Below are 26,973 nucleotides of genomic sequence, written 5' to 3'. Positions count from 1 at the left end.
GGCGCCCGCGACGAGCGCCTTGGTGTAGGCGGCCCGCGGCGCGCCGACGACGTCCAGGACGGGGCCTTCCTCGGCGTCCTGCTCGGCCTGTTCGGCGGCGAGCTCGTCGGTGTCGGCGTCCCCGGACTCGCCGCGGCGACGGCGGCGTCCGCCGCGCCGACGGCGACGGCGCGAGCCGGTCTCCTCGGTCTCGTCGCCCTCGTAGCCGTCCTCGGCCTCGGCCTCGTCGGGCTCCTCGGTCTCGCCGCTGTCGTCCCGGGCGGTGACGCCGGTGACGGGGGCGGCCTCGGGCTCCTCGGGGGCGGCGCCCCGGCGGCGGCGACGGCGCCGCGGACCGCTCTGCTCCTCGGCGGACGCGGCGGCCTCGGCCGGCTCCGCGGTCTGCGCCGTAGCGGCGGTCTCCTCGGCCTCCTCGGCCTGCGCGATCTCCTCCGCCGCCTCGGCGGCGGCCTGGGCGGCGGCCCGCTCGGGCGTCTGGAACCGCGGCTCGGTGAAGACGGGCGCCTGGAACACCGCGACCGCGGGCCGGGCGGGCCGGCGCGGGGCGTCGGACTCGGCGGCCTTCGGCCTGGCGGGCTCGGAGAACCCGATCGCCGCCTGGCGCACGACACGGCGGCGCGAACGGCGCGAACCGGCGTCCTCCTCGGCGGGCGCCTGCGCGGCGGGGGCCTCGGCGGCGGGCGCCTGCGGGGCGGCGGCCTCGGCCTCGACCGATGCCTCGGCAGCCGTCTCGGCGCTCTCGGCGGGCGCGGACACCCGGCGCGTGGCGCGCCGGCGGGCCCGACGCGGAGCGGCCTCGTCGGCGGCGGACGCCTCCGGCTCGGCGCTCTCCCCGGCCTCGGCGACCGGGGCGGTCTCGGCGGCAGCGGCCTCGGCCTCGGCCGGCTCGACGGCGGCGGGCGCGGACACCCGGCGGGTGGCACGACGGCGGGTACGGCCGACGGGCTCGGGCTGCGCCTCGGCCTCGACCTCGGCTTCGGGCTCGACGGCAACGGCGGCCACCGGCGCGGCCGCCTGCACGATCTCCTCGGCCGGCGCGGAACCGGCGGGCGCGGTCACGCTGCGCGTGGCCCGGCGTCGGGTACGGCGCGGCGCGGGCTCCTCGGCCGGCGCGGCGACCTCCGCGGCACCGGCCGCAGCGGTCTCGGCGGCCGGCTCGGCCGCGGCGGGTACGACGGTCTCGGCGGTGGCCGCAGCTCCGGCGGGCGCGGACGCACGGCGCGTCGCACGCCGGCGGGTGCGGGCGGCGGGCGCGGCCTCGGCCGCGCCCTCCTCGGTCCCGGACTCCGCCGTCACGACGGCCGCCTCGGCGTTCTCGTCGTCCTTGGCCTCCTCGGCCACGGGTTCCGCGACCTCGTCCACGGTCTCTTCCACGGCCTCGGTGGCCGCTACGACCGGCGTGGCGGCCTCGGCCGCCGCGGTCGGCGGACCGGCCGGGCGGGAAGCCGCACGGCGCCGGCGGCGCGGCGGCAGGGTGTCGCTGGGGGTGTCGGATGCGGAGTCCTTCACGGACTCCGTCGATTCGGTCGGCTCGAGCATGCGGGCGTTTCTCCCGTCAAGGCTCCCGGGCGCCGCGCCTGGTCCGGCGTCGACCATGTCGAACGCCGTTGACGTCCGCGGCTCGCGCAGTGCGCAAGGGCCGCCGTCCGGGGCGCGGGCGCCGCACGGGAACTCTCTGTGTCCTGTCTCGCCGGTTCCGTACGCCGAATGCGTACGGCCTGGCGAAAGTCTTGTGGTCGGTGCGCTGCCCGACCCAGGTGGCTCCCGAGTACGAGGGCGGCGCTTACGACGTCCGTCCCTTCGCGGGACCTTCCCTACAGCGGCGCCTTCGCGGCGGCAGCGGCGCCGGCCGTGGGGGGCTCGGTCGCTGCTGCCTCGCGGTCGGGCGCGAGCGGGTCGGTCACCGTGCCGGTCTCTTCATCGAGCAGCCCCTGCGCCAGCCTGGTCACCGCTGCGGGGACCGGCGGCGCCAGGTCGGCCACGGCGCGGAGACCGGACAGGACGTCGTCGGGTCGTACGGCAGGCGTCACGTGCCGAACAACCAGGCGCAGTATCGCACAGGGCCGGTGGATAGGCCTATCAGCCTGTGCATCGTGCGTTTCCACGCTCTCCAGGCTCGCGACGGCCGGGCGGGCGTCGAAGGTGCGCATGCCGTTCTTGGCCATGCGCTGGACCTCGACGGTCCCGGCCGCGTTGAACGCCTCGACCGCACGCTGTGCGTCCGCCGGTTCCACACCGTCGAGCCGCAGCTCCCACACGGAAGCCGTCAGCCGGTCGGCGAGCCCCGACGTACGCGCCTCGACCGCGTCGACGATGTCGAGCCCCTCGGGCAGCGACTCGTCGAGGAGGGCGCGCAGCGTCTGCGGATCGCGGGTCGCGACGAGCGCGATCTCCAGGTACTCCGCCTCACTGCCGGTGCCGGTGGGTGCGGCATTGGCATACGACACCTTCGGATGCGGCGTGAAACCGGCCGAGTACGCCATCGGCACCTCGGCACGGCGCAACGCACGCTCGAAGGCGCGCTGGAAGTCACGGTGGCTGGTGAACCGGAGGCGGCCGCGCTTGGTGTAGCGCAGTCGGATGCGCTGCACCGCGGGTGCGGGCGGCGGGCCTTCGGGCTGTCGCTTGCCCAGTGTCGTTCAGTCCTTCGTGAGAGCGGTCGTACTGCTACCAAGAGTACGTGCCTCGCGGCCCGAGGGTTCCCGCCGGGCCACCGCTTCCGGCCGGCGGGGTTCGCCGAACAGCGCCCGCCGGAGGTCGGCGCGGGTCTGGCGCACCGAGTCACGGGCGGCGGCGAGCGCCTGGCGCACCGGTTCCCGGACGGCCGCGTACGTCTGCCGGACGGCGCGGCCGACCTCGCGCGCGGCCGCGGCGGCGGGCCGCAGCACGGCGTCCCGGACGAAGTGCCCGACCGGGGTCAGCACCGCCCGGTACATCCAGCGGACCGGCTCCACGAAGATCCACCGGAAGAGGGTGCCGAGCAGCCGGCCGGCGGCGAGGGAGATGCGTCCGGCGATCCGCCAGGCGTGCCCGAGGGCGTCCCCCGTCTCGCGGGCGACGACGGCGAGGAACCGGCCGACGGGCCGGAGCACCAGGCGCCACAGCGCGAGGGCGGGCAGCACGAGCAGGACCCGGGCGCTCCAGTACAGGCAGAACACCGTCCCGGCGACGACCGCGCCCGCCAGCCGGGCGATCACCCGCCCCACCGGGGCGAGGATCCAGGTGTACGTCCACACCGCGGGTACGACGACCAGGTACCGCACGAGCCACACCGCGGGTACGACGACCAGGTACCGCACGAGCCAGACCGCGCCCGTGCACACCCCGGCCGTGAGAGCGGCCAGCACGAGCCCGGTCCCCCGCAGCACCCGCATCGCCGCACGTCCGGCCGGCGTCAGCACCCTCGCGTACACCCAGGCCGCCCCCGCGCCGACTCCCCGCAGCAGCCGGAGGAGCGCCCGGCCCGCCGGCGTCAGCAGGTACCGGTGGCACCAGCGGGCCGGCGCGACGACGAACGTCCTGCCGAGCCGGGCGAGCGAGACCGCGAGGAGGTTCCCGAGCCGGGCGAGCCCGGCGGCGAGCAGGTTCCCGGTCCAGGCGAGCCCGGCGGCGACGGGAAGGACGACGTATCGCCACAGCCCCACCACGGGCCACACGAACAGCACCCGGCCCGCCCACGCGAGCGCCCGGCCGAGCGGGCGCAGGACGGTGCGCCGGAGGAACCGCCCGCCCACGACGAGCGCGTCCCACGCCATCCGCACCGGCAGCACCAGCACGAGCACGACGATCCGCACCGGTATGCGGATCGCGACGACGAGGCAGCCCTCGGGGTCCTGTTGCCGCGGCGGCACCCCGCGCGCGGACGGTTTCTCCAGCTCCATGCCTGTACAGACGCACGAGAGGCCGACAGGGATGCTGTCGCACGGCCCTGCGTATCGGACGAGCCCCGGCAGGTCGGGCGGACCGGGGCGGCTCCCCGCGTATCACCTGCGCCGGGCGGCCTTCCCGGCGCGCGCGGCCTTCGGTCTGCGCGCGGAGGCGGGCGCGGGTACGGCGACGACGAGCGCGGCGGAGAAACCGCGGTTGATCTCCGTCTGGTCGCGGATGGCCCGGGGCAGGTCCGGCATCGCGAGCAGCCGGTCGCAGGCCCGGACGGCGGCGGCGTACTCGCCCACCCAGTAGGCCGTGATGGAGAACTCGAAGAGCAGGCCCCAGCGGTACACCCAGGACCTGGTGAAGAGCAGGTCGTCCGGCTCCGGTCGGCCGATGACCTCGCTGAGCAGCGCGTGGGCGGTGCGGTAACGGCCCTTCAGGCGCAGCCGTGACGCCAACTCGTAGCAGGCCTCGAGACGTTGGGGGCGGGATTCCCAGGCGCGGGAGAAGGTGTCCAGTGCGCCCGGCCAGTCGCCGGTGCGCTCCGCCCGGAGCTGGCCGGCCTCCAGGAGCGAGCAGTAGACCTCCTCGGCCCAGCCCCCCATGGCGGCCCGCCGCTCATACAGGGCGATCGCCTCTTCGCTGTGCCCGCGGTCCCGTTCGGTGTTGGCCAGGTAGAAGACGGTGCGCGGGTTGTCGGGGTCGCGCGCGAGCTCGGCCCGCAGCAGGCGGGCGTCGCGGTCGAACTTGTCGCTGCGGCAGCCGCCGTCGGCGTGGTCCTCGATCACCAGCGCGTCGAGGTTCTCCTGCGCGTCGGGCTCGTCGGTGCAGGGGTATTCGTGGGTGACCCCCTCGTAGCGCCAGGCCCAGTCGCCCCGCATGAGGTGCTTGAACCGGTGCTGGGTGCCGGGGGTGTCGTAGCGCAGCATGTACGAGCCCGCCGTCAGCCGGGGCAGCGGGGCGTCCTGGCGCATCACGTGGTCGGCGTCGAGGGTGAGGATGTAGTCGGCCCGGCCGCGGGCGCGTTGGATGTTCGCGGTCCGGTTGTGCCCGAAGTCGACCCAGGGTTCCTCGCGGAGTTCGCCGGGGATGCCGTCCAGCACCTTGCGGATCAGTTCCTGGGTGCCGTCCGTGGAGCCGGTGTCGGAGATCACCCAGGTGTCGATCAGATGCCGTACGGAGCCGAGACACCGCTCGATCACCCGGGCCTCGTTCTTGACGATCATGCAAAGGCAGAGGGTCTGCTGCTTCACGGCTTCACCTGTCCGTCTTTGTGCGGGTCCGTCCGCCCCCGCCTCCCTGTGGACGTCAACGTGACACAGCTCCCGCACACCGCCGTCGCCCCACGCGCGGGCGGCCCGCAACGCTCCCCGAACGGCCGCGTTCCAGCCCGGACGGGTGGCCGCGGGTAAACACTGCCCCATCCGAATGCATGGGATTAGTCCGATTCAACGTAAATAGGCGCGTCCCGTCCGGCAGTACGCCTCCGACCGTCAGGACACCGTCAAGCTCGCACCCGAGTTCGGTGGATCACCCGAACCGGTTGACACAAGGAGCGCACTGATGAGTCCTGAGCACAGGACCACCTCGCGGCTCGGGCCCGTGGCCCGGATGCGATTCAGAAAGGCGGGCATGCTCGCCTCCCTCACCCTCGTCATGGCTGCCAGCGTGGCGGGCCCGTCGTTCGCGGCGGCCCGCAACGTCATCGATCCCTCGCGGACGTCGGTCGGCCTCGGCGGCGACAAGTGCAAGTCCGGCGACAGGTCGCTGCCGGACGAGGCCATGGCCGAGGACGAGGTCATGGGCGGCGGCAAGGGCGACTGCAAGGGACCGACGGGTCCCACCGGTCCGAGGGGTCCGAAGGGCCCCAAGGGCGAGAAGGGCGACCGGGGGCCGAAGGGCCACAAGGGCGATAAGGGCGACCGGGGGCCGAAGGGTCCCAAGGGCGACAAGGGCCACCCGGGACACCCCGGACGCCCCGGCAAGACCGGCCCCACGGGCCCCACGGGACCCACGGGTGCCACCGGTGCCAAGGGTGACCACGGCGCGACCGGCGCCACGGGTGCGACGGGTGCCACCGGCGCCACGGGTGCCACCGGCGCCACCGGCACGGGCGTCACCGGAGCGACCGGCCCCACGGGCCCCACGGGTGCCACGGGTGCCACGGGTGCGACGGGTGCCACCGGCACCTCAGGCACAGGCACTACCGGACCCACCGGACCCACTGGTCCCACGGGCGCCACCGGAGCGACAGGTGCGACAGGCGCCACGGGCGCGACAGGCGCCACGGGCGCGACAGGCGCCACGGGTGCCACCGCCCCGTGCGCCGAGATCGACGGCTTCCAGGACAATCAGGTCTACGAGACTCGTGTCGCAGTGACCGGCACCAGCACCTTCGCCGGCATCCGGGACGTCCGCCCCAGCTTCGACCACACCTTGCGGTGGACCGACCTCAGCGGCAGGACCGGCTATCCCAACGGTGGCGACGCGGGCTTCGTCTGCGCGGCCTCCGTCAATGAACACAGCCAGGGAATGCAGGACCTGGCAGGCATCAAGTTCGACGTCATCACCACCACCGGTCGGGTCTTCGAGATCATCTGCCAGGAGAGCCACACCAACGCCAGCGCGGCCATCCTGACCTGCCCCAACCCCGCCCCCAACGACCCCCCGGCCTGGACGCCGCTGAACTCGCCCGAATCGGGCAATGACAACAACCGCCGCGTGAAACGCTGACCGGTAAGCCGAAGGGATGCCCGGAGGATAAGCCGACCCTCCGGGCACCCCTCGCGTCACTCAGTGCGCGTGCTCGTGTCCGCTCCCCGCGGGCTGCTTCACCGTCAGCGGCAGCAGCTTCTTGCCCGTGGGACCGATCTGGATGCTCGTGTCCATCGCGGGACACACCCCGCAGTCGAAGCACGGGGTCCAGCGGCAGTCCTCGACCTCAGTCTCGTCGAGGGCGTCCTGCCAGTCCTCCCAGAGCCAGTCCTTGTCGAGGCCCGAGTCCAGGTGGTCCCAGGGCAGGACCTCCTCGTAGGTCTTCTCGCGCGTGGTGTACCAGTCGACGTCGACGCCGAACGCGGGCAGCGTCTTGTCCGCGCAGCGCATCCAGCGGTCGTAGGAGAAGTGCTCGCGCCAGCCGTCGAAGCGGCCGCCGTCCTCGTAGACCGCGCGGATCACGGCGCCGATCCGGCGGTCGCCGCGGGAGAGCAGGCCCTCGACGATGCCGGGCTTGCCGTCGTGGTAGCGGAAGCCGATCGAGCGGCCGTACTTCTTGTCGCCGCGGATCTTGTCGCGCAGCTTGGTGAGGCGGGCGTCCGTCTCCTCGGCGGAGAGCTGCGGGGCCCACTGGAAGGGCGTGTGGGGCTTGGGGACGAAGCCGCCGATCGAGACCGTGCAGCGGATGTCGTTCTGGCCGGAGACCTTGCGGCCCTCGGCGATCACGTTCATCGCCATGTCGGCGATCTGCAGGACGTCGTCGTCGGTCTCCGTCGGCAGGCCGCACATGAAGTACAGCTTCACCTGGCGCCAGCCGTTGCCGTACGCGGTGGAGACCGTGCGGATCAGGTCCTCCTCCGAGACCATCTTGTTGATGACCTTGCGCATGCGCTCGCTGCCGCCCTCCGGCGCGAACGTCAGGCCGGACCGGCGGCCGTTGCGGGTCAGCTCGTTCGCCAGGTCGACGTTGAAGGCGTCCACCCGGGTGGAGGGCAGGGAGAGGCCGATCTTGTCTTCCTCGTAGCGGTCCGCCAGGCCCTTGGCGATGTCACCGATCTCCGAGTGGTCCGCGGAGGACAGCGAGAGCAGGCCGACCTCCTCGAAGCCGGTCGCCTTCAGACCCTTCTCGACCATCTCGCCGATGCCCGTGATGGAGCGCTCGCGCACCGGGCGGGTGATCATGCCCGCCTGGCAGAAGCGGCAGCCGCGGGTGCAGCCGCGGAAGATCTCCACCGACATGCGCTCGTGCACGGTCTCGGCGAGCGGGACCAGCGGCTGCTTGGGGTAGGGCCACTCGTCCAGGTCCATCACCGTGTGCTTCGACACGCGCCACGGGACGCCGGACCGGTTGGGGACCACACGGGCGATCCGGCCGTCGGGGAGGTACTCGACGTCGTAGAACGCCGGGATGTACACCGAGCCGGTCTTCGCCAGGCGGAGGAGGACCTCCTCGCGGCCGCCGGGACGGCCCTCCGCCTTCCACTCGCGGATGATCTTCGTCATGTCGAGGACGGCCTGCTCGCCGTCGCCGATGATCGCCGCGTCGATGAAGTCCGCGATCGGTTCCGGGTTGAAGGCCGCGTGGCCGCCGGCCAGCACGATCGGGTCGTCGAGCGTACGGTCCTTGGACTCCAGCGGGATGCCCGCGAGGTCCAGGGCGGTGAGCATGTTCGTGTAGCCCAGCTCCGTGGAGAAGGACAGGCCGAACACGTCGAACGCCTTCACCGGACGGTGGCTGTCCACCGTGAACTGCGGGACGCCGTGCTCCCGCATCAGCGCCTCCAGGTCCGGCCACACGCTGTAGGTGCGCTCGGCGAGGACGCCGTCCTGTTCGTTGAGCACCTCGTAGAGGATCATGACGCCCTGGTTGGGCAGTCCGACCTCGTAGGCGTCCGGGTACATGAGCGCCCAGTGGACGTCGCACGACTCCCACGGCTTGACCGTGGAGTTGAGCTCTCCGCCGACGTACTGGATCGGCTTCTGCACGTGCGGGAGCAGAGCTTCGAGGTGCGGGAACACAGACTCGGCAGCCGCGGCGGTTTCCGTAGGCATCTCGCGAACCTTCGTGAGCTGGCTGGGGCTACCCCCGGCCGGAGGCTGGGGGAGGGTGGCCATCAAGCCTAACGCGGACCGGGAGGTCCCCCGTACGCTCAGACGGCCGTACCCTCCTTGATCTCCTTCCAGGTCTGCGGCAACTCCCGCTCCACGTCCGCCGCACGCTGCTCCTCGCGTCCGTACAGCACGCCGTAGGTGAAAGAGCTCTCACCCGCCGCGTGCGCCACGGCGGACAGCTCGCGCAGGGTCAGGCGGGCCATGACGCTGTCCTGGTGGTCGCCGAGCCCGGTCTGGAGCGTCTTCATCGACTTGACCAGCACCGATGCCGGGTCGCCGAGGGCGGGTACGGCCGTCTCCGCCGCGTACCGGGTCCGCTTGGCCTTCTTGCGGGCCTCGTGCAGGGCGAGGTCCCGGTCCTGGCCGGGCGCCAGCCCGAGCGCCGCCTCGACCAGGGCGCCGACCCTGCCGAAGTCCTTGCGTACGGCCTTGGCGAGCGTCGGCCCGGGCTCGGCGGCGGCCGCCTTGCGCAGCGGCGGGGCGGCGACCAGCGCGTCCAGGGTGTCGAGCAGCGCCAGATACCGCTTGGAGTCCAGGACGCCGACGAGCCGGCGGCGCGATCCGCCGCGCCGGGCGCGTGCCCAGGTGCGCAGCCGGGTGCGGACCGGGCCGGACAGCAGGGTGCGGGGCAGGCCGTCGAGGGCGGCCGTCAGGTGTTCGGTGAGCACCTCGCGGTCGCGGTCCACGCCGAGCTCGCCGGCGAGCCACTTCAGCTCCTCGCCGATCGGGTCGGTGACCGTGCGGTCGAGGATCCTGCCGTAGGAGCGGAGGGCGCTGCGCAGCCGCCGGGTGGCGACGCGCATCCGGTGCACGGAGTCGGGGGCGTCCTGGCGGACGGCCGGGTCGAGTGCGACGAGCGCGTCGCGCTGGGCGGTGACGTACGCGAGGACGTGGTCGCCGGCCGTCACGGGCGCGCCGGGCGGGTTCCCGCGCCCGGACCGCGGCGGCCCGGCCGGGCCGCCCTTGGCGCCCTTGGCCGCCTTACCGGCCTTTCCTGTCTTGCCGGCCTTGCCGCCCTTGTCGCGCGGGGCCGTCTCCGCCAGGGCCCGGGCCAGCTTCGACGTGGCCTTCGAGGGCCGTACGCCCGCCCTGCGCAGCCGCTTCTCCACGGTGTCGAGGAAGGCCGGGTCGCCGCCGTCCGCGAGCTCCACCTCGATCTCGGTCCACTGGGCGCTGGCGTCGCCCCCGAGGAGCCGGTCGGCGCGTACGGCGTCCACGCCGGCCTCGGCGAGCAGCCGGCCGTCCGCGTCGACGAGGTCGCGCACGTCGCGTTCGGAGCGCAGGCGCACCACGGGCAGCAGTTCGGTGTCGCGGACGCGGGAGCGGACGAGGGAGGCGAGGGCGGGCGGGACGGTGTCGGCGAGCGGGGCCTGGATCTCGTCCCGGACGCCTGGGGCCACGGGGAACTTCAGGTGCCAGCCGGCGTCGGAGCCGCCGGTGCGGCGGCGCAGGGTGATCGAGGCGGCGGCCAGCCGCAGGTCCGCCGTGTCGTAGTAGGTCGCGTCCAGATGCGCGACGCCCTTGTCCAGTACGGCCGCGACGCCGGCGACGCCGGTCAGGTCGGGCAGGCCACTGTCGTCGGACTCGTACTTTCGCTCGATCTCACGCTTCGTGTCCGCCATGAACCGAATCTAGTGCCAGTCGGGGCCCCACGGCAGAGGGCATCGGAGGTGAATCGGAGGAGGACTCCGTCCGGCGACAAGGTGAAGGCGGTGCGGTCAGGGCAGTGAGGTGAAGGCGGCAAGGCGACGCGGAACGGGGCGGGGGCGGGGGCGGTCGCGCCGTGGCCGCGCCGCTCGCTCCGCCCCCGCCCCGTCCGTCGGCGGTGGTGTGGCCCGTCAGGCCGACATGGGCCGCTGCACCCTGATCGACTGGAGCAGCCCTATGGCCACCCAGACCGCGAACATCGATGATCCTCCGTACGACACGAACGGCAGCGGCAGACCGGTGACCGGCATGATGCCGAGGGTCATGCCGATGTTCTCGAAGGCCTGGAAGGCGAACCAGGCCACGATCCCGGCCGCGACGACGGTGCCGTACAGCTCGGTCGTCTCGCGGGCGATCCGGCAGGCGCGCCACAGGATCACGCCGAGCAGCGCGATGATCAGGCCCGCGCCGACGAAGCCCAGCTCCTCGCCGGCGACCGTGAAGACGAAGTCCGTCTGCTGTTCGGGCACGAACTGGCCGGTGGTCTGCGAGCCGTGGAAGAGGCCCGCGCCGGTCAGGCCGCCGGAACCGATCGCGATACGGGCCTGGTTGGTGTTGTAGCCGACGCCCGCGGGATCGAGCTCGGGGTTGGCGAAGGCCGCGAAGCGGTTGATCTGGTACTCGTCCAGGATGTGCAGCTGCCAGACGGCGACCGCGCCGAGCGTGCCCGCGCCGATCAGGCCGAACACCCAGCGGTTGGAGGCGCCGGAGGCGAGCAGCACGCCCAGCACGATGATGACCATGACCATGACCGAGCCGAGGTCGGGCATGAGGAGCACGATCAGCATCGGGACCGAGGCCAGTCCCAGGGCCTGCAGGACGGTGCGGTGGTCGGGGTACTGCCGGTCGCCCGCGTCGACCCGGGTGGCCAGCAGCATCGCCATGCCCAGGATGATCGTGATCTTCACGAACTCCGAGGGCTGGAGCGAGAAGCCGCCGCCGAGCACGATCCACGAGTGCGCGCCGTTGACCGTCGAGCCCAGCGGGGTGAGCACCAGGAGGATCCCGAAGACCGAGGCGCCGTACAGGAGCGGCACGGCCGTGCGCAGGGTGCGGTGGCCGAGCCAGACCGTACCGATCATCAGGGCGAACCCGATGCCGGTGTTCATCAGGTGCCGGAGCAGGAAGTAGTACGGGTCGCCCTGGTTGATCTCGTTGCGGTTGCGGGTCGCGGAGTAGACGAGCAGCGAGCCGAGGAACGACAGGGCCAGGCCCGCCAGCAGGATCGGCCAGTCGAGCCTGCGCGCCAGCGATTCACGGGCGAAGACCCGGGTCCAGCCGGCCCTTTGGGGTCCGTAGCCGGAGACGGAGAAGCTGTTTCCGGTCATGCGGGCATCCTCCGGCTTCCCCTACGGCGCGAGCGCCTGCGGGTGTCACGGTTGCCCGTGCCGGGCGAGGACGTGGTCGCCGCGGGCTGCGAGTCGTCCGGGGAGGGCGACTGCGTCGGCTCGGCGTGCAGGTCCTTGGCCGGGTCGCGGGAGATCCTGGGGCTGGCGATCGTGCCGTCCGTACGGACCTGGGGCAGGCCCTTCTGCGGGGTGTAGAGCAGCGCTTTCTTCTTGTCGATCGCGCCGTCGGGCTGGACCCCGTACAGGGCGCTGTAGATGTTGCGGACGGCCTCACCGGAGGCACCGGAACCGGTACCGGCCTGGGAGATCGTCATGATGATCGTGTAGTCCTTGCTGTACGTCGCCAGCCAGGACGTGGTCTGCTTGCCGTAGACCTCGGCGGTACCGGTCTTGCCGTGCAGGGCGATCTTGTCCTGCGGCCAGCCGCCGAACTTCCAGGCGGCGGTACCGCGGGTGATGACGCCCGCGAAGGCCTCGTCCATGCCCTTGATGGTCGCCTTGCCGACCGGCAGCTTCCCGTGCGACTTCGGCTTGATCTCCTGGACGGTCTTGCCGTCGGCGCTGATGATCGCCTTGCCGATGCTCGGCGTGTACATCGTGCCGCCGTTGGAGACCGCCGAGTAGATGACGGCCTCCTGGATCGGGGTGACGAGGGTGTCGCCCTGACCGATGGAGTAGTTGATCTCGTCACCCTCGCGCATCTTGTTGCCTTCGAGGCAGTTCTCGTACTCGATCTTCTCGACGTACGAGCCGTCCTTCTTGCCGGACTTGCACCAGGCGTCCTTGTTGGCCTTCCAGTAGTTCAGCTTCCACTGGCGGTCCGGGACGCGGCCGGTGACCTCGTTGGGCAGGTCGACGCCGGTCTCCTTGCCGAGGCCGAACTGGTGGGCGGTCTTGAAGAACCAGTCCTTGGGCTGGCCCTTCTTGGGGTTGATGCCGCCGTCCTTCTTCCACTCCCGGTCCGCGAGGCCGTAGAAGACGGTGTCGCAGGAGACCTCCAGGGCGCGGCCGAGCGAGATCGGGCCGAAGCTCTCGCCCTCGAAGTTCTTGAAGACCTGGCCACCGACGGAGTAGGAGCTGGTGCAGGGATAGCCGCCGTCCCACTCGTACCCGGCCTGCACGGCGGCGGCGGTGGAGACCACCTTGAAGGTCGAACCGGGCGCGGACTGACCCTGGATGGCGCGGTTGAGCAGCGGGTAGTCGGAGTTCTTGCCGGTGAGCTTCTTGTAGTCCTTGGCGGAGATCCCGCCGACCCAGACGTTCGGGTCGTAGGTCGGGGCGGACGCCATGGCGACAATGCGGCCGGTCTTGGCCTCCATCACCACGACCGCGCCGGAGTCGGCCTTGTAGTTCTCGCCGGTGATCTTGTCGAACTGCTGGCGGGCGGTCTTCATCGCCTGGTTCAGCTCGTACTCGGCGACCCGCTGGACGCGGGAGTCGATGCTGGTGACGAGGTTGGAGCCGGACTCGGCGGGGTCGGCCTTGGCCTGGCCGATGACCCGGCCGAGGTTGTCGACCTCGTAGCGGGTGACGCCGGCCTTGCCGCGCAGCTCCTTGTCGTACTGGCGCTCGAGGCCGCTGCGGCCGACCTGGTCGGAGCGCAGGTATGGCGATTCGGTGTCCTGGGCCTGGGTGATCTCGTCGTCGGTGACGGGCGAGAGGTAGCCGAGGACCTGGGCGGCGTTGGACTTGCCGGGTGCCGCGTAGCGGCGCACCGCCTCGGGCTCGGCGGTGATGCCGGGGAAGTCCTCGGCGCGCTCGCGGATCTGGAGGGCCTGCTTGGGGGTGGCCTCGTCGGTGATGGGGATCGGCTGGTAGGGCGAGCCGTTCCAGCACGGCTGGGGCGTCTTGGCGTCGCACAGCCGGACCTTCTGCATGACCTCCGTGGGGTCCAGGCCGAGGACGCCCGCGAGCTTGGTCAGGACGGCCTTGCCGTCGTCCTTCTGCTTCAGCAGGTCGGTACGGGAGGCGGAGACCACGAGCCGGGTCTCGTTGTCGGCGAGGGCCACGCCGCGCGCGTCCAGGATCGAGCCGCGCACGGCGGGCTGGACGACCTGCTGGACGTGGTTGCCGGAGGCCTCCTTGGCGTACGCCTCGCCCTCCCGGATCTGGAGGTACCACAGACGGCCGCCGAGGGTGCCGAGCAGGGAGAGGACGAGAATCTGGATCACGACGAGCCGGATCTGGACGCGTGGTGTCCGTCCGGTCTCGGGAATGTTGGTCACGGTGGTCGGCTCCCCCTCTCAGTGTGTGTCTGAGTCATATACGACGGACCTGTGCGGCCCTGCGGCCAACTGCCGTCCGGTCACAGTCGCTTGACCCCCTTGATGCGGCCGGCGCGCGCGGTGCGGGCCTTGGCCGCCTTCACGCGCAGCCCGTTGCGCTGGCCGCCGATGCGCAGGCCGGTGCCCGAGGACAGCCAGCCGGAGGAGATGTCGGTGCCCTTCCCGGGCGAGTTCGCCTCGGCCAGCGGGTCGTTCTCGGCCCGCCGGGCCAGCCACATGATGCCGGGGACGACGAACGGGGCGAGCAGCAGGTCGTAGAGGGCGGCGCTGAACAGCAGGCTGCCCAGGCCCACATGACGGGCGGCGGTGTCGCCGACCAGGGCGCCGACCAGGGCGTACAGCAGCGTGGAGCCGATCGCGGCGGCGACCACCACGGCCATCGGGCCGGTGGCCGACTTCAGCCGGCCGTTCTCCGGTCTGACGAGCCCGGCGAGGTAGCCGATGACGCACAGCACCAGGGCGTAGCGCCCGGCGGCGTGGTCGGCCGGCGGGGCGAGGTCGGCGAGCAGGCCCGCGCCGAAGCCGATGAGGGCGCCGCCCACATGGCCGTACACGATGGCCAGGCCCAGCACGGTGAGCAGCAGCAGGTCGGGCACGGCGCCGGGCAGGTGCAGCCGGGCGAGAACGCTCACCTGGAGCACCAGGGCGACGACGACCAGCGCCGTGGAGAGCAGGATCCGGTTGACGCGCATGGGGATTCAGCTCCTACTGCTGCTCGGACTGGCCGTCGGCGGGCGCGTTCGCGGACGGGGTGATGGTGATGGTCACCGTCGGCGTGGGAACGGGCTTCGGCTTCTTCGGAAGCACCGTGTCGCGCGGGTCCTTGGCCGGGGCCTGGACGACGACGCCGACGATGTCGAGCTTGGTGAAGCTGACGTACGGCGTGACGTAGAGGGTGCGGGTGAGATCGCCGCCGGAGGGGTCGACGCGGGAGACCACGCCGACCGGGACACCCGGTACGAAGGGCTTGTCGGCCTGCGAGCCGAAGGTGACCAGGCGGTCGCCCTTCTTCACCTCGGCCTTGCCGTTGAGGAGTTCCACGCGCAGCGGGCGGTCGCCCTGCCCGGAGGCGAAGCCGAGCTCGTCGGAGGACTCCATACGGGTGCCGACGGTGAAGTCGGGGTCGTTGGCGAGCAGGACGGTCGCGGTGTCCGGACCGACGGTGGTGACCCGGCCGACCAGGCCGTCGCCGTTCAGTACGGTCATGTCGCGCCGGATGCCGTCGTTGGCGCCGACGTCGATGGTGACGGTCCAGGAGAAGCCCTGGGCCGCTCCTATCGCGATGACCTCGGCGCCCTTGATGCCGTACTGGCCGGTGCCCGCCATCTTCAGCATGGTGTCGAGCTGCCTGAGCCGGCTGGTGTTGCGGTCGTCGCTGCCGAGCTTCGCCTTGAGCGCGGCGTTCTCCTTCTCCAGGAGGGCGAGCCGGTCGTGGCGCTCGTCGGAGTCGCGGACGGCGGAGACCGCGTTGCCGACCGGATCGACCGCCGACGACACCCCGTTCTCGATCGGGCCGAAGACCGTGGCCGCGGCGTGTCGGGCGCCTTCGACCGGGGAGTCCTCCCCGCCGCGGATGTCCACCGTGATCAATGCGAACGCGATGGCGATCAGCAGCACCAGGAGCAGCCGGCTCTCTCGTGTGTCCCTCACGTGCGGCGGCCGTGCCTTCCTCATAGGAATACGGGCAGAAGTGGGAAAAAAGGAAAACCAGGGAACCCCGAGGAACCCCCCAAGGTTCCGGGAGAGGCTCGTTCGGGGGAGCTTATGTCTCTGTGTCGACGACCCGCCGCACGAGAGGAGAACGTCTCGTACGGCGGAGTCGAGGAGTCACGTCATCTGCGCGGCGCGGCGTCCAGGACCTGCTGGAGGGCCTCGAACTCCTCGACGCACTTGCCGGAACCGAGCGCCACGCTGTCCAGCGGGTCCTCGGCGATGTGGATCGGCATACCGGTCTCACGGCGCAGCCGCTCGTCCAGACCGCGCAGCAGGGCGCCGCCGCCGGTCAGCACGATGCCCCGGTCCATGATGTCGCCGGAGAGCTCCGGCGGGCACTTGTCGAGGGTGGTCTTGACCGCGTCGACGATCGCGTTGACCGGCTCCTCGATCGCCTTGCGGACCTCGGCCGCCGAGATGACGACGGTCTTGGGCAGCCCGGACACCAGGTCCCGGCCGCGGATTTCGGTGTGCTCGTCAGCGTCGAGTTCGTACGCCGAACCGATCGTGATCTTGATCTGTTCGGCCGTGCGCTCACCCAGCAGAAGGGAGTACTCCTTCTTGATGTACTGGATGATCGCGTTGTCCAGCTCGTCACCCGCGACGCGGATGGACTGGGCGGTGACGATGCCGCCGAGCGAGATGACCGCGACCTCCGTGGTACCGCCGCCGATGTCCACCACCATGTTGCCCGTGGCCTCGTGGACCGGCAGGCCGGAACCGATGGCCGCCGCCATGGGCTCCTCGATGATGTGCACCTGACGGGCGCCGGCCTGGGTCGACGCCTCGATGACGGCGCGGCGCTCGACACCCGTGATGCCCGAGGGCACACAGACGACGACCCGCGGACGAGCCAGATACCGCCGCTTGTGGATCTTCAGGATGAAGTAGCGGAGCATCCGCTCGGTGATCTCGAAGTCGGCGATCACGCCGTCCTTCAGTGGACGGACGGCAACGATGTTGCCAGGTGTGCGCCCGATCATCTTCTTCGCTTCGGCGCCGACCGCGAGGATGCCACCGGTGTTGGTGTTGATCGCGACGACGGACGGCTCGTTGAGTACGATCCCGCGACCCCTGACGTACACCAGCGTGTTGGCGGTCCCGAGGTCGACAGCCATGTCACGGCCGATGAACGACATTGAGTTCCCCATCAGGATTCGACTGGCCTACCTGCAGGCTTTTGAGGGCTTTTCAGGTCGGCGAGGTGGGTGCTGTGACGTGAAGGGTTACATCGTAGACGCGCCCGCACGAACACTGCGCGAGGGTCTTCGCCATTGTCAGCAGAAGCGCGGCCCTCTCGCCCCCGGAGACGGTCCAACGGAGGCACACGTTCCCCCGATCGGCACGCATATGCCGAAGGACGACCGAAAATGCACGGCCGTCCCAGGTCAGGCGGGCTGGGAGACCTGACGGCCCCTCAAAAAATAGTCCGAAAATTTATTCTCAGGCACGACCCGGGAAGAAAATCTTCACCTCACGTTCAGCGGACTCCTCGGAGTCCGAGGCGTGGATCAGGTTCTCCCGGACGATGACACCGAAGTCACCCCGGATGGAGCCGGGGGCCGCGGCGATCGGGTCGGTCGGACCGGCCAGCGCCCGCACGCCCTCGATGACCCGCTCGCCCTCGACGATCAGGGCCACGACCGGACCGGACGCCATGAACGCGACCAGCGGCTCGTAGAAGGGCTTGCCCTTGTGCTCACCGTAGTGCGACTCCAGGGTCTCCTGGTCCAGGGTGCGCAGCTCCAGCGCGGTGATCTGCCAGCCGGCCTTGCGCTCGATACGGCTGATGATCTCGCCGGTCAGGCCACGACGGACGGCGTCGGGCTTGAGCAGGACGAGGGTGCGCTGGGTCACGGGAGGACTCCTTCTTGCTGCCGGGTGTGCGGTGGGATGAGGTTACAGGGCGTGTTCGGACGACCGTCACGCAGCGTCAGCCGCGGACGGCTCCGCCTGCGCCGCGAATCTCGCCTTCGCCTCGTCGATCTTCCGCCCGTAGTGCACCGAGGCCCACCACAGCGCGGCGAACAGCACCCCGAGGAAGAACATCGTCGGTACGACGAAACCGGAGGCGACCAGCGCGATCTGGAGCGCCCAACCCAGGGCGACCCCGCCCGGCCTGGTCACCATGCCGCACAGCACCACGCACAGGAACATCGCGATGCCGCTGACCGTCCACACGGTCGACATCGACAGGTCGGGGTCCTTCATCGCGACCAGACCGGCGAAGCCGATGACGAAGGCCTCGCCGATCAGGGTCGAGGAACAGAGCGTACGCACGGAAGAAGTCAGTCCCTTCCCAGGAGCAGCAGCCGGGCCTCGCCGACCGTGATGACGGAACCGGTGACGAGCACACCGCCGCCGGAGAACTCGCCCTCCTCCTCGGCCAGCGTGATCGCGGCCTCCAGGGCGTCGGGCAGCCGCGGTTCGACCTGGACACGCTCGTCGCCGAACACCTCCACGGCGATCGCGGCGAGTTCGTCGGTGTCCATCGAGCGATGGCTGGAGTTCTGCGTGACGACGATCTCCGCGAAGATCGGCTCGAAGGCCTCCAGCAACCCACGCACGTCCTTGTCGCCGCTGGCCCCGACCACGCCGATCAGCCGGCTGAAGTCGAACGCCTCGCCGATCGCCTCGGCCGTGACCTGCGCGCCCGCCGGGTTGTGCGCCGCGTCCAGGACGACCGTGGGCGACTGCCGTACGACTTCGAGGCGTCCGGGCGAGGTGACGGCCGCGAAGGCCCTGCGGACCGTGTCCGGGTCCAGCGTCTCCGCGCGCTGCGAACCGACGCCGAAGAACGCCTCGACGGCGGCGAGCGCGACGGCCGCGTTGTGCGCCTGGTGGGCGCCGTGCAGGGGCAGATACACCTCGGGGTACTCGCCGCCCAGCCCGCGCAGGGTGAGCAACTGCCCGCCGACGGCGACCTGGCGGGCCACCACGCCGAACTCCAGGCCTTCCCGGGCCACCGTGGCGTCCACCTCCACGGCCTTCTTCAGCAGCACCTGCGCCGCGTCGACCGGCTGCTGGGCCAGGATGACCGTGGCCCCCTGCTTGACGATGCCGGCCTTCTCGGCGGCGATCTCGCCGGGCGTCGCGCCGAGCCGGTCGGTGTGGTCCAGGGAGATGGGAGTGACCACGGCGACGTCACCGTCGATGACGTTGGTGGCGTCCCAGCTGCCGCCCATGCCCACCTCGACCACGGCGACGTCCACCGGCGCGTCCGCGAAGGCCGCGTACGCCATGCCGGTCAGCACCTCGAAGAAGGACAGCCGGTACTCCTGCTGGGCGTCGACCATCTCGACGTACGGCTTGATGTCCTGGTACGTCTCCACGAACCGCTCGGCGGGGATCGGACCGCCGTCCATGCTGATGCGCTCGGTGATCGACTGCACGTGCGGGGAGGTGTAGCGGCCGGTGCGCAGCTCGAAGGCGCCGAGCAGGGCCTCGATCATGCGGGCGGTGGAGGTCTTGCCGTTCGTCCCCGTGATGTGGATCGACGGGTACGCCCGCTGCGGGTCCCCGAGGACGTCCATCAGCGCGGAGATCCGGGTGACGGACGGCTCCAGCTTGGTCTCGCCCCAGCGGGTCGCGAGCTCCGTCTCGACCTCGCGCAGGGCCCGGTCGACCTCGGGGTCCTCGGGCCGGGCGGGCACGTCGGGCTGCGGCGGCCCGCCCTGGGTGCGCAGGGTACGGCTGCCGGCCTCGATCACCGCGAGGTCCGGGTCGCGGTCCGTCTCCGCCTCGACGATCTCCTCGAAGGAGTCGCGGGCGTCGGGCTGGTCGCTGCTGTCTGGAGGGAGCTCGCTCACGCCGCCAGTCTACGGAGCATGACCGACAGACGCGGACGAAGGCCCCCGGAACGAGTGGTTCCGGGGGCCTTCGCGGACGTACGGGTCGTCAGGCCGCCGGGAGGCGGTCCAGCTGGGCCTGGATGCGGGCGATGTCCTCGTCCGCCTTGGCCAGGCGGGTGCGGATCTTGTCCACCACGTTGTCCGGGGCCTTGGCGAGGAACGCCTCGTTGCCGAGCTTGGCGTTCGCCTGGGCCTTCTCCTTCTCCGCGGCGGCCAGGTCCTTCGCGAGGCGCTTGCGCTCGGCCGCCACGTCGATCGTGCCGGACAGGTCGAGGGCCACCTCGGCGCCCGCGACCGGCAGCGTCGCCGTGGCGGTGAAGGCGTCGCCCTCCGGCTGGAGCCGCAGCAGCTGGCGGATCGCCGCCTCGTGCGGGGCGAACGGCGTGCCGTCGAGGGTCAGCCGGGCCGGGACCCGCTGGCCGGGCTGGAGTCCCTGGTCGGCACGGAAGCGCCGGACCTCGGTGATGACCGACTGGAGGCTCTCGATCTCCCGCTCCGCGTCGGCGTCACGGAAGCCGCTGTCCGTGGGCCACTCGGCGACGACGACCGACTCGCCGCCGGTGAGGGTGGTCCAGAGGGTCTCGGTGACGAACGGGACCACCGGGTGCAGCAGCCGCAGCGTGACGTCGAGGACCTCGCCGAGGACGCGCTTGCTGACCTCGGCCGGCTCGCCGCCCGCCTGGAACGTCGTCTTGGACAGCTCGACGTACCAGTCGAAGACCTCGTCCCAGGCGAAGTGGAACAGGGCGTCCGACAGCTTGGCGAACTGGAAGTCCTCGTAGAGCGCGTCGACTTCGGCGACGACCGCGTTCAGGCGGGACAGGATCCAGCGGTCGGTCGCCGACATCTTCTCCGGCGCCGGCAGCGGGCCGTCGACCGTGGCGCCGTTCATCAGCGCGAAGCGCGTGGCGTTCCAGATCTTGTTGGCGAAGTTGCGCGAGCCCTGGACCCAGTCCTCGCCGATCGGGACGTCGACGCCGGGGTTGGCACCGCGCGCGAGGGTGAACCGGAGCGCGTCGGAGCCGTACTTGTCCATCCAGTCCAGCGGGTTGACCGCGTTGCCGAAGGACTTCGACATCTTCTTGCCGAACTGGTCGCGGACCATGCCGTGCAGGGCGATGGTGTGGAACGGCGGGGTGCCGTCCATCGCGTACAGGCCGAACATCATCATCCGGGCGACCCAGAAGAAGAGGATGTCGTAGCCGGTGACCAGGACGGAGTTCGGGTAGAACTTCGCGAGGCTCTCGGTCTGCTCGGGCCAGCCCAGCGTGGAGAACGGCCACAGGCCGGAGGAGAACCAGGTGTCCAGGACGTCGGTGTCCTGACGCCAGCCCTCGCCGGACGGCGCCTCCTCGTCGGGGCCGACACAGACGACCTCGCCGTTCGGGCCGTACCAGACCGGGATGCGGTGGCCCCACCACAGCTGGCGCGAGATGCACCAGTCGTGCAGGTTGTCGACCCAGTCGAAGTACCGCTTCTCCATCTCCTGCGGGTGGATCTTGACCTTGCCGTCGCGGACCGCGTCACCGGCGGCCTTCGCGAGCGGGCCGACCTTGACCCACCACTGCATCGACAGGCGCGGCTCGATGGTGGTCTTGCAGCGCGAGCAGTGGCCGACGGAGTGGACGTACGGACGCTTCTCGGCGACGATCCGGCCCTCGGCGCGCAGCGCGGCGACGATCGCCGAGCGGGCCTCGAAGCGGTCCAGGCCCTGGAACGGGCCGTGCACGGTGATGACCGCGTGCTCGTCCATGACCGTGATGGCGGGCAGGTCGTGCCGCTGGCCGATCTCGAAGTCGTTCGGGTCGTGGGCCGGGGTGACCTTGACGGCACCCGTGCCGAACTCGGGGTCGACGTGCTCGTCGGCGACGACCGGGATGGAACGGTCGGTCAGCGGCAGCTTGATGAGCTTGCCGACCAGGTGCTTGTAGCGCTCGTCCTCGGGGTGGACGGCGACGGCGGTGTCGCCGAGCATCGTCTCGGCACGGGTGGTGGCGACGACGATGGTCTCCTCGCCCTCCCCGTACTTCATCGAGACGAGCTCGCCGTCGTCGTCCTGGTACTCGACCTCGATGTCGGAGATCGCGGTCAGGCAGCGCGGGCACCAGTTGATGATGCGCTCGGCCCGGTAGATCAGCTCGTCGTCGTAGAGCCGCTTGAAGATGGTCTGGACGGCCTGGGAGAGACCCTCGTCCATGGTGAAGCGTTCGCGCGACCAGGCGACACCGTCGCCGAGGCGGCGCATCTGGCCGGAGATCTGCCCGCCGGACTCGGCCTTCCACTGCCAGACGCGCTCGACGAACGCCTCCCGGCCGAGGTCGTGCCGGGACTTGCCCTCCTTGCCGAGCTCGCGCTCGACGACGTTCTGCGTGGCGATGCCGGCGTGGTCCATGCCGGGCTGCCACAGCGTCTCGTGGCCCTGCATGCGCTTGCGGCGGGTGAGGGCGTCGATGAGGGTGTGCTCGAAGGCGTGCCCGAGGTGCAGGCTGCCCGTGACGTTCGGCGGCGGGATGACGACGGTGTACGCGGGCTTGTCGCTCTTCGCGTCCGCCTCGAAGTAACCCCGCTCCACCCAGCGCTCGTACAGCGGCCCCTCTACGTCGGCCGGCGCGTACTGGGTCGGCAGTTCGGTGTGGGTCGCTGATGGCTGCTGCTGAGCGTTGTCGGTCACGGGGTCAGTTTAGGGGTGTCACACGGTGGTCCCGAAACGCATTTGGTCTGTAACGGTGGCGCCCCCGACGCCATGGGCCGGCTGTGCCTGAGCCAGGATGTCAGGAACACATAAGCTCTGGAGGGGAACCCAGTAATGAGTCACAACCAGCCGGGCCCGTACGGCGGGCAGCCCCAGCAGCCCGGACCGTACGGTCAGCCGGGTCCCTACGGCCAGCCCGGCCCGTACGGCCAGCCGCCGCAGGCCCCTCAGCCCGGCTACGGCTACCCCCAGCAGACCCCGCCCGCCCAGCCCGGTTACGGCTACCCGCAGCAGGCCCCGCAGGGCGTGCCGCAGCAGCCGAACCCGTACGGCCAGCAGCCGCCCTACGGTCAGCCTCCGTACGGCCAGCAGCCCTACGGCGTCCCGCAGCCGCCCGCGCCCGGTGGCGGCGGGAAGAAGACGGCGATCGTCCTCGGCGCCGTGGCGGTCGTGGCCGCGATCGCGGTCGGCGCGTACATGGTGCTCGGCGGCAGCGGCAGCGGTGGCTCGGACATCGCCGACGACGGCCCGCACAAGCTGACCACCCCGGCGACGGTGCTCACGGACTACAAGAAGTCCGCCGACGCCGACAGCGGCGGCTTCGACAAGAACGACGTCAAGGACGCCGAGAAGCACGGCGTGAAGAACGCCAAGGACGTGCACGCCGGTTACCAGTCCGGGGACGAGACCAACTACCTGGCCATGAAGATGGTCAACTTCATGGGCGTGTACGGCGAGATCGACGACCCGGAGGCGGTCGTCGACGCGATGTTCGCCGACATGAAGAAGAACGCCGGCGCCGACGAGGGCGAGGTCGTCGGCAGCCCGAAGGCCTACACGCCGGCCGGTCTCGACGGCGCGGTCCTCAAGTGCCAGGAGACCAAGGTCAAGGGCGACGACTCGTCGTCCGGCGCGGCGGCCGGGCCGAGCGAGATCAGCATGCCGGTGTGCATCTGGGGCGACCGCAGCACGCTGGGCGTCGTGATCCACGTCGACATGGCGGACGCGATGTCCGGCAAGGCCGCCGACCTGGCGGGCGCCGCCGAGCTGACCGCGAAGTTCCGCGGCGAGGTGCGCGTCAAGGCGTGAGCCGGTTCCGGCGGGCCCGAAAGGGCCCGCCGCGACGGCGAAAGGGGCCCCGGTCTGCCGACCGGGGCCCCTTTCCCGTACGCGGTGCGGCGGTTACGCCGTCTTCTGCTCCCCCGGGCCGCGGCCGCGGGCGTCGCGCGGGATCAGCGTCGGGTTCACGTTCGAGTGAACGACGTCCGCCGTGATGACGACACGGGCCACGTCCTTGCGGGACGGGACCTCGTACATCACCGACATGAGGACTTCCTCCATGATGGCGCGCAGTCCGCGGGCGCCGGTCTGGCGCAGGATCGCCTGGTCGGCGATGGCCTCCAGCGCCTCCCGCTCGAAGTCCAGCTCCACGCCGTCCAGTTCGAACAGACGCTGGTACTGCTTCACGAGCGCGTTGCGCGGCTCGACCAGGATCTGGAGGAGCGCCTCGCGGTCGAGGTTGTGCACCGAGGTGATGACCGGCAGACGGCCGATGAACTCGGGGATCATGCCGAACTTGACCAGGTCCTCGGGCATGACGTCCTCGAACTGGTCCTTGGCCTCCAGCTCGCGCTTGGAGCGGATCGTCGCGCCGAAGCCGATGCCCTTGGCGCCGGCCCGGGACTCGATGAGCTTCTCCAGGCCCGCGAAGGCGCCGCCCACGATGAACAGGACGTTCGTCGTGTCGATCTGGATGAACTCCTGGTGCGGGTGCTTACGGCCGCCCTGCGGCGGGACCGAGGCCGTGGTGCCCTCCAGGATCTTCAGCAGCGCCTGCTGCACACCCTCGCCGCTCACGTCACGCGTGATCGACGGGTTCTCGCTCTTGCGTGCGACCTTGTCGATCTCGTCGATGTAGATGATCCCGGTCTCGGCCTTCTTGACGTCGTAGTCGGCCGCCTGGATCAGCTTGAGCAGGATGTTCTCGACGTCCTCGCCGACATAGCCGGCCTCCGTCAGCGCCGTCGCGTCGGCGATGGCGAACGGGACGTTGAGCATACGGGCGAGGGTCTGCGCGAGGAGCGTCTTGCCGGAGCCCGTGGGACCCAGCAGCAGGATGTTGGACTTCGCCAACTCGATGGCGTCCTCGCGGCTTTGACCGCCGCCGTTCTCACCGGCCTGGACCCGCTTGTAGTGGTTGTACACCGCGACGGACAGGGCCTTCTTGGCCGCGTCCTGGCCTACGACGTACCCCTCGAGGAACTCGAAGATCTCGCGGGGCTTGGGGAGTTCCTCCCAGCGCACCTCGCTCGTCTCCGCGAGCTCTTCCTCGATGATCTCGTTGCAGAGATCGATGCACTCGTCGCAGATGTACACACCGGGGCCTGCGATGAGCTTCTTGACCTGCTTCTGGCTCTTGCCGCAGAACGAGCACTTGAGCAGATCGCCGCCGTCACCGATGCGTGCCACGGTGTGCTTCCCCTTCGCCTGGGAGACGCCTGGACTCTTACGAGTCCAGCGGCTCCTGGTGCTGCCTTATGTCCGACGGTACCTTGCCGAGCCCCCCGTTCGGGCCCCCCTTGGCACGGTTCACTTTGTCGTGCACCTTGCCGCGCACGGCGTGCGATCCTGCCAAGGGGCGGCAGACGATACATGCCTGAGCGTCAGCGGACGCTGCTGTTGTTCATCTTCCGGGTGGAGATGATCTGGTCGACCAGGCCGTACGCGAGCGCGTCCTCGGCCGTGAGGATCTTGTCGCGCTCGATGTCCTCGCGGATCTTCTCGATCGGCGTGGTGGAGTGCTTGGCCAGCATCTCCTCCAGCTGCGCGCGCATCCGCAGGATTTCGTTCGCGGCGATCTCGAGGTCCGAGACCTGGCCGCGGCCGGTCTCGCTGTAGGGCTGGTGGATCAGCACGCGCGCGTTCGGCAGGGCCATGCGCTTGCCCGGCGTACCGGCCGCGAGGAGGATCGCCGCGGCGGAGGCCGCCTGCCCCATGCAGACGGTCTGGATGTCCGGCTTCACGAACTGCATGGTGTCGTAAATCGCAGTCAGCGCGGTGAAGGAGCCGCCGGGGCTGTTGATGTAGACCGAGATGTCACGGTCGGGGTCCATCGACTCCAGGCACAGCAGCTGCGCCATGACGTCGTTGGCGGAGGCGTCGTCGATCTGCACGCCGAGGAAGATCACGCGCTCCTCGAAGAGCTTCGCGTACGGGTCGTACTCGCGGATGCCCTGGGAGGTGCGCTCCACGAAGCGCGGGATGACGTAGCGGGACTCGGCCGAGGGCCCGGTGTACTGGGCGCGCGCACCGTCGTAGAGGCTGCTGCCGGGGAAGTCGTTCACGGTGTCTCCTGAGAGGGGCTGGGGCGGTGGCTGACGGCTGAAACGGCGTGCGGCCCCAAAGAGGGACCAAGCCCTGTCAACGGACCCGCACAGGGCCGCCAGGGGACCACGGCGGGCCACCCATGGAAGCCGGGCTTGGTACGGGCCCGAATGGGCCCGTACTAAGCCGCTCCGGTACCGCCGCCGCCCGGCATGCCGGCGGCCGTCGGGATGACGTCGTCGATGAGGCCGTACTCCTTGGCCTCGAAGGCGTCGAACCAGCGGTCGCGGTCCGAGTCGCGGGTGACCTGCTCGACCGTCTGACCGGTGTGCTGGGAGGTCAGCTCGGCCATGCGCTTCTTGGTGTGCAGCAGCCGCTCGGCGTGGATCTTGATGTCGGAGGCCGAGCCGGCCAGGCCCGCGGAGGGTTGGTGGATCAGGATCTCGGCGTTCGGCAGCGCGAAGCGCTTGCCGGGCGTGCCCGCGCTGAGCAGGAACTGGCCCATCGAGGCCGCGAGACCCATGGCGATGGTCACCACGTCGTTCTTGATGAACTGCATCGTGTCGTAGATCGCCATGCCGGCCGTGATCGAACCGCCGGGGCTGTTGATGTACAGAAAAATGTCCTTGTCCGGATCGGCGGCCAGGAGAAGGAGCTGTGCGGTGATCTTGTTCGCGATGTCGTCGTCGACCGGCTGGCCGAGGAAGATGATCCGCTCGTTGAGCAGCCGGTTGTAGACCTGGTCGCCGAGGCCACCACCGATGGAAGGCTCGCCGGCGGCGGAGGGCATCAGATTCGTCACGTATCCACCTGCTCGTCTTACGACGGCGCCGGGCCGTCTCACGTGTACTGCCGGGGCGCAGGGCCGTCCGGCCGTTTCCGGGGACTCCCCTGCCCTCGTACTCATGGACCCTAACGCGCGGGTCCCTTCGGGGAATCCCGCAAAGGGAACTGTTCGCTGTGAGCGCAGGTCGCCCGGCCGGGCGGGGCGGAATGCGGGCTGCGGGGGTCTTCCGCGGCGCCGGTGGCCGCGGGGCGTACGGTCTCGCGGCTCGCGGGACGTCCGCCCGGCCACACGGTCTCACGGTTCCCGGGCGACCGCAGCCCGGGCGGCCGGGCGGGCGGCCGCACGGCCGGAGCCGCCCCGGGCCCGTGCGCGCGGTTCGCGGACGGCCGGCCGGTCTCACGGTTCCCTGGCGGGCGAGCGGGCGGGTGCAGGGGCGAGCGGGCGAGCGATGGCTGGGCGACTCGCCTGCCGGGCGTCCGGGCAGCCGGTTGTACGGGCAGCCGGGCAGCCGGGCAGCCGGGCAGCCGGTTGTACGGGCGCACGGGCAGCCGGGCAGCCGGGCAGC

Annotated in this window: 19 protein-coding genes and 1 pseudogene; 2 read left to right on the top strand and 18 right to left on the bottom strand. The window is 70.9% G+C overall.

Annotated features, from left to right (window positions below; genetic code table 11):
• The 4 genes and pseudogenes from ABT085_RS03515 to ABT085_RS03500 form a co-directional block, all read right to left on the bottom strand.
• Positions 1-1,539, bottom strand: a pseudogene (locus ABT085_RS03515) (Rne/Rng family ribonuclease); the annotation flags it as partial.
• Positions 1,540-1,814: 275 nt separating this feature from the next.
• The gene (locus ABT085_RS03510) at positions 1,815-2,591 is read right to left on the bottom strand and encodes a TIGR03936 family radical SAM-associated protein (protein ID WP_351601349.1); all 777 of its coding nucleotides are present in this window, start codon (positions 2,589-2,591) and stop codon (positions 1,815-1,817) included.
• 48 nt (positions 2,592-2,639) lie between these two features.
• Complete coding sequence (locus tag ABT085_RS03505) at positions 2,640-3,881, bottom strand: hypothetical protein (protein WP_351601346.1); 1,242 nt, start codon at positions 3,879-3,881, stop codon at positions 2,640-2,642.
• Positions 3,882-3,983: 102 nt separating this feature from the next.
• Positions 3,984-5,126 (bottom strand): glycosyltransferase, encoded by a 1,143-nt coding sequence (locus tag ABT085_RS03500; protein ID WP_351601343.1) that lies wholly within the window; start codon positions 5,124-5,126, stop codon positions 3,984-3,986.
• 310 nt (positions 5,127-5,436) lie between these two features.
• Here ABT085_RS03500 and ABT085_RS03495 point away from each other — a divergent pair, with 310 nt between their 5' ends.
• A complete protein-coding gene (locus ABT085_RS03495; protein WP_351601340.1) occupies positions 5,437-6,606 on the top strand; it encodes a hypothetical protein in 1,170 nt (389 codons plus the stop codon).
• A 60-nt stretch (positions 6,607-6,666) separates the two neighbouring features.
• Here ABT085_RS03495 and ABT085_RS03490 read toward each other — a convergent pair whose 3' ends face one another.
• The 11 genes from ABT085_RS03490 to ABT085_RS03440 all read right to left on the bottom strand — a co-directional run bounded on the left by ABT085_RS03490 (position 6,667) and on the right by ABT085_RS03440 (position 22,276).
• Positions 6,667-8,640 carry a TIGR03960 family B12-binding radical SAM protein gene (locus ABT085_RS03490; RefSeq protein ID WP_351601337.1) on the bottom strand — a complete coding sequence of 658 codons (1,974 nt, stop codon included), beginning with the start codon at positions 8,638-8,640 and terminating at the stop codon, positions 6,667-6,669.
• Positions 8,641-8,738: 98 nt separating this feature from the next.
• Entirely contained in the window at positions 8,739-10,322 is a 1,584-nt protein-coding gene (locus ABT085_RS03485; protein WP_351601329.1) for a CYTH and CHAD domain-containing protein, read from the bottom strand.
• Positions 10,323-10,538: 216 nt separating this feature from the next.
• Positions 10,539-11,735: a rod shape-determining protein RodA gene (gene rodA, locus ABT085_RS03480; protein ID WP_351601326.1), complete on the bottom strand. Its 1,197-nt coding sequence runs from the start codon at positions 11,733-11,735 to the stop codon at positions 10,539-10,541.
• Entirely contained in the window at positions 11,732-13,981 is a 2,250-nt protein-coding gene (gene mrdA / locus ABT085_RS03475; protein ID WP_351601323.1) for a penicillin-binding protein 2, read from the bottom strand. The genes rodA and mrdA overlap by 4 nt, the downstream gene beginning before the upstream one ends.
• An 80-nt stretch (positions 13,982-14,061) precedes the next feature.
• On the bottom strand, positions 14,062-14,733 hold the full coding sequence (mreD, locus tag ABT085_RS03470) for a rod shape-determining protein MreD (RefSeq protein ID WP_351601320.1): 672 nt from the start codon (positions 14,731-14,733) through the stop codon (positions 14,062-14,064).
• Positions 14,734-14,746: 13 nt separating this feature from the next.
• Positions 14,747-15,691, bottom strand: coding sequence for a rod shape-determining protein MreC (gene mreC / locus ABT085_RS03465; protein WP_351601317.1), 945 nt, complete (start codon positions 15,689-15,691; stop codon positions 14,747-14,749).
• A 182-nt stretch (positions 15,692-15,873) separates the two neighbouring features.
• Complete coding sequence (locus ABT085_RS03460; protein ID WP_351601314.1) at positions 15,874-16,893, bottom strand: rod shape-determining protein; 1,020 nt, start codon at positions 16,891-16,893, stop codon at positions 15,874-15,876.
• Positions 16,894-17,197: 304 nt separating this feature from the next.
• Complete coding sequence (ndk, locus tag ABT085_RS03455) at positions 17,198-17,611, bottom strand: nucleoside-diphosphate kinase (RefSeq protein ID WP_351601311.1); 414 nt, start codon at positions 17,609-17,611, stop codon at positions 17,198-17,200.
• 66 nt (positions 17,612-17,677) lie between these two features.
• On the bottom strand, positions 17,678-18,034 hold the full coding sequence (locus ABT085_RS03450; protein ID WP_351601309.1) for a DUF4233 domain-containing protein: 357 nt from the start codon (positions 18,032-18,034) through the stop codon (positions 17,678-17,680).
• Between the two features lie 8 nt (positions 18,035-18,042).
• Positions 18,043-19,563, bottom strand: a complete 1,521-nt coding sequence (gene folC / locus ABT085_RS03445) for a bifunctional tetrahydrofolate synthase/dihydrofolate synthase (protein ID WP_351601306.1) — start codon at positions 19,561-19,563, stop codon at positions 18,043-18,045.
• 88 nt (positions 19,564-19,651) lie between these two features.
• A complete protein-coding gene (locus ABT085_RS03440) occupies positions 19,652-22,276 on the bottom strand; it encodes a valine--tRNA ligase (RefSeq protein ID WP_351601303.1) in 2,625 nt (874 codons plus the stop codon).
• 135 nt (positions 22,277-22,411) lie between these two features.
• On the opposite strand from ABT085_RS03440, the gene ABT085_RS03435 reads away from it, so the two are divergent.
• Complete coding sequence (locus ABT085_RS03435; protein ID WP_351601300.1) at positions 22,412-23,386, top strand: hypothetical protein; 975 nt, start codon at positions 22,412-22,414, stop codon at positions 23,384-23,386.
• Positions 23,387-23,479: 93 nt separating this feature from the next.
• Here the strand turns inward: ABT085_RS03435 and clpX are convergent, their stop codons facing one another.
• The 3 genes from clpX to ABT085_RS03420 form a co-directional block, all read right to left on the bottom strand.
• Positions 23,480-24,766 carry an ATP-dependent Clp protease ATP-binding subunit ClpX gene (clpX, locus tag ABT085_RS03430; RefSeq protein WP_351601297.1) on the bottom strand — a complete coding sequence of 429 codons (1,287 nt, stop codon included), beginning with the start codon at positions 24,764-24,766 and terminating at the stop codon, positions 23,480-23,482.
• Between the two features lie 194 nt (positions 24,767-24,960).
• The gene (locus ABT085_RS03425; protein ID WP_162469608.1) at positions 24,961-25,641 is read right to left on the bottom strand and encodes an ATP-dependent Clp protease proteolytic subunit; all 681 of its coding nucleotides are present in this window, start codon (positions 25,639-25,641) and stop codon (positions 24,961-24,963) included.
• A 161-nt stretch (positions 25,642-25,802) separates the two neighbouring features.
• Positions 25,803-26,411, bottom strand: coding sequence for an ATP-dependent Clp protease proteolytic subunit (locus ABT085_RS03420; protein ID WP_351601367.1), 609 nt, complete (start codon positions 26,409-26,411; stop codon positions 25,803-25,805).
• Positions 26,412-26,973: the final 562 nt, after the last annotated feature.

The organism is Streptomyces sp. NPDC002265 (genome assembly GCF_040296125.1).
Lineage (GTDB): Bacteria > Actinomycetota > Actinomycetes > Streptomycetales > Streptomycetaceae > Streptomyces.
Note: the sequence above shows the minus strand (reverse complement) of the source record. Positions and strands in the feature narration are given on the sequence as shown.

Excerpts from the sequence above, each read along its gene's own strand:
- ABT085_RS03485 (WP_351601329.1), bottom strand. The coding sequence starts at position 10,322 with ATGGCGGACACGAAGCGTGAGATCGAGCGAAAGTACGAGTCCGACGAC.
- ABT085_RS03460 (WP_351601314.1), bottom strand. The coding sequence starts at position 16,893 with ATGTCGTTCATCGGCCGTGACATGGCTGTCGACCTCGGGACCGCCAAC.
- ABT085_RS03420 (WP_351601367.1), bottom strand. The coding sequence starts at position 26,411 with ATGCCCTCCGCCGCCGGCGAGCCTTCCATCGGTGGTGGCCTCGGCGAC.
- rodA (WP_351601326.1), bottom strand. The coding sequence starts at position 11,735 with ATGACCGGAAACAGCTTCTCCGTCTCCGGCTACGGACCCCAAAGGGCC.
- ABT085_RS03490 (WP_351601337.1), bottom strand. The coding sequence starts at position 8,640 with ATGCCTACGGAAACCGCCGCGGCTGCCGAGTCTGTGTTCCCGCACCTC.
- ABT085_RS03435 (WP_351601300.1), top strand. The coding sequence starts at position 22,412 with ATGAGTCACAACCAGCCGGGCCCGTACGGCGGGCAGCCCCAGCAGCCC.
- mreD (WP_351601320.1), bottom strand. The coding sequence starts at position 14,733 with ATGCGCGTCAACCGGATCCTGCTCTCCACGGCGCTGGTCGTCGTCGCC.
- ABT085_RS03495 (WP_351601340.1), top strand. The coding sequence starts at position 5,437 with ATGAGTCCTGAGCACAGGACCACCTCGCGGCTCGGGCCCGTGGCCCGG.
- ABT085_RS03505 (WP_351601346.1), bottom strand. The coding sequence starts at position 3,881 with ATGGAGCTGGAGAAACCGTCCGCGCGCGGGGTGCCGCCGCGGCAACAG.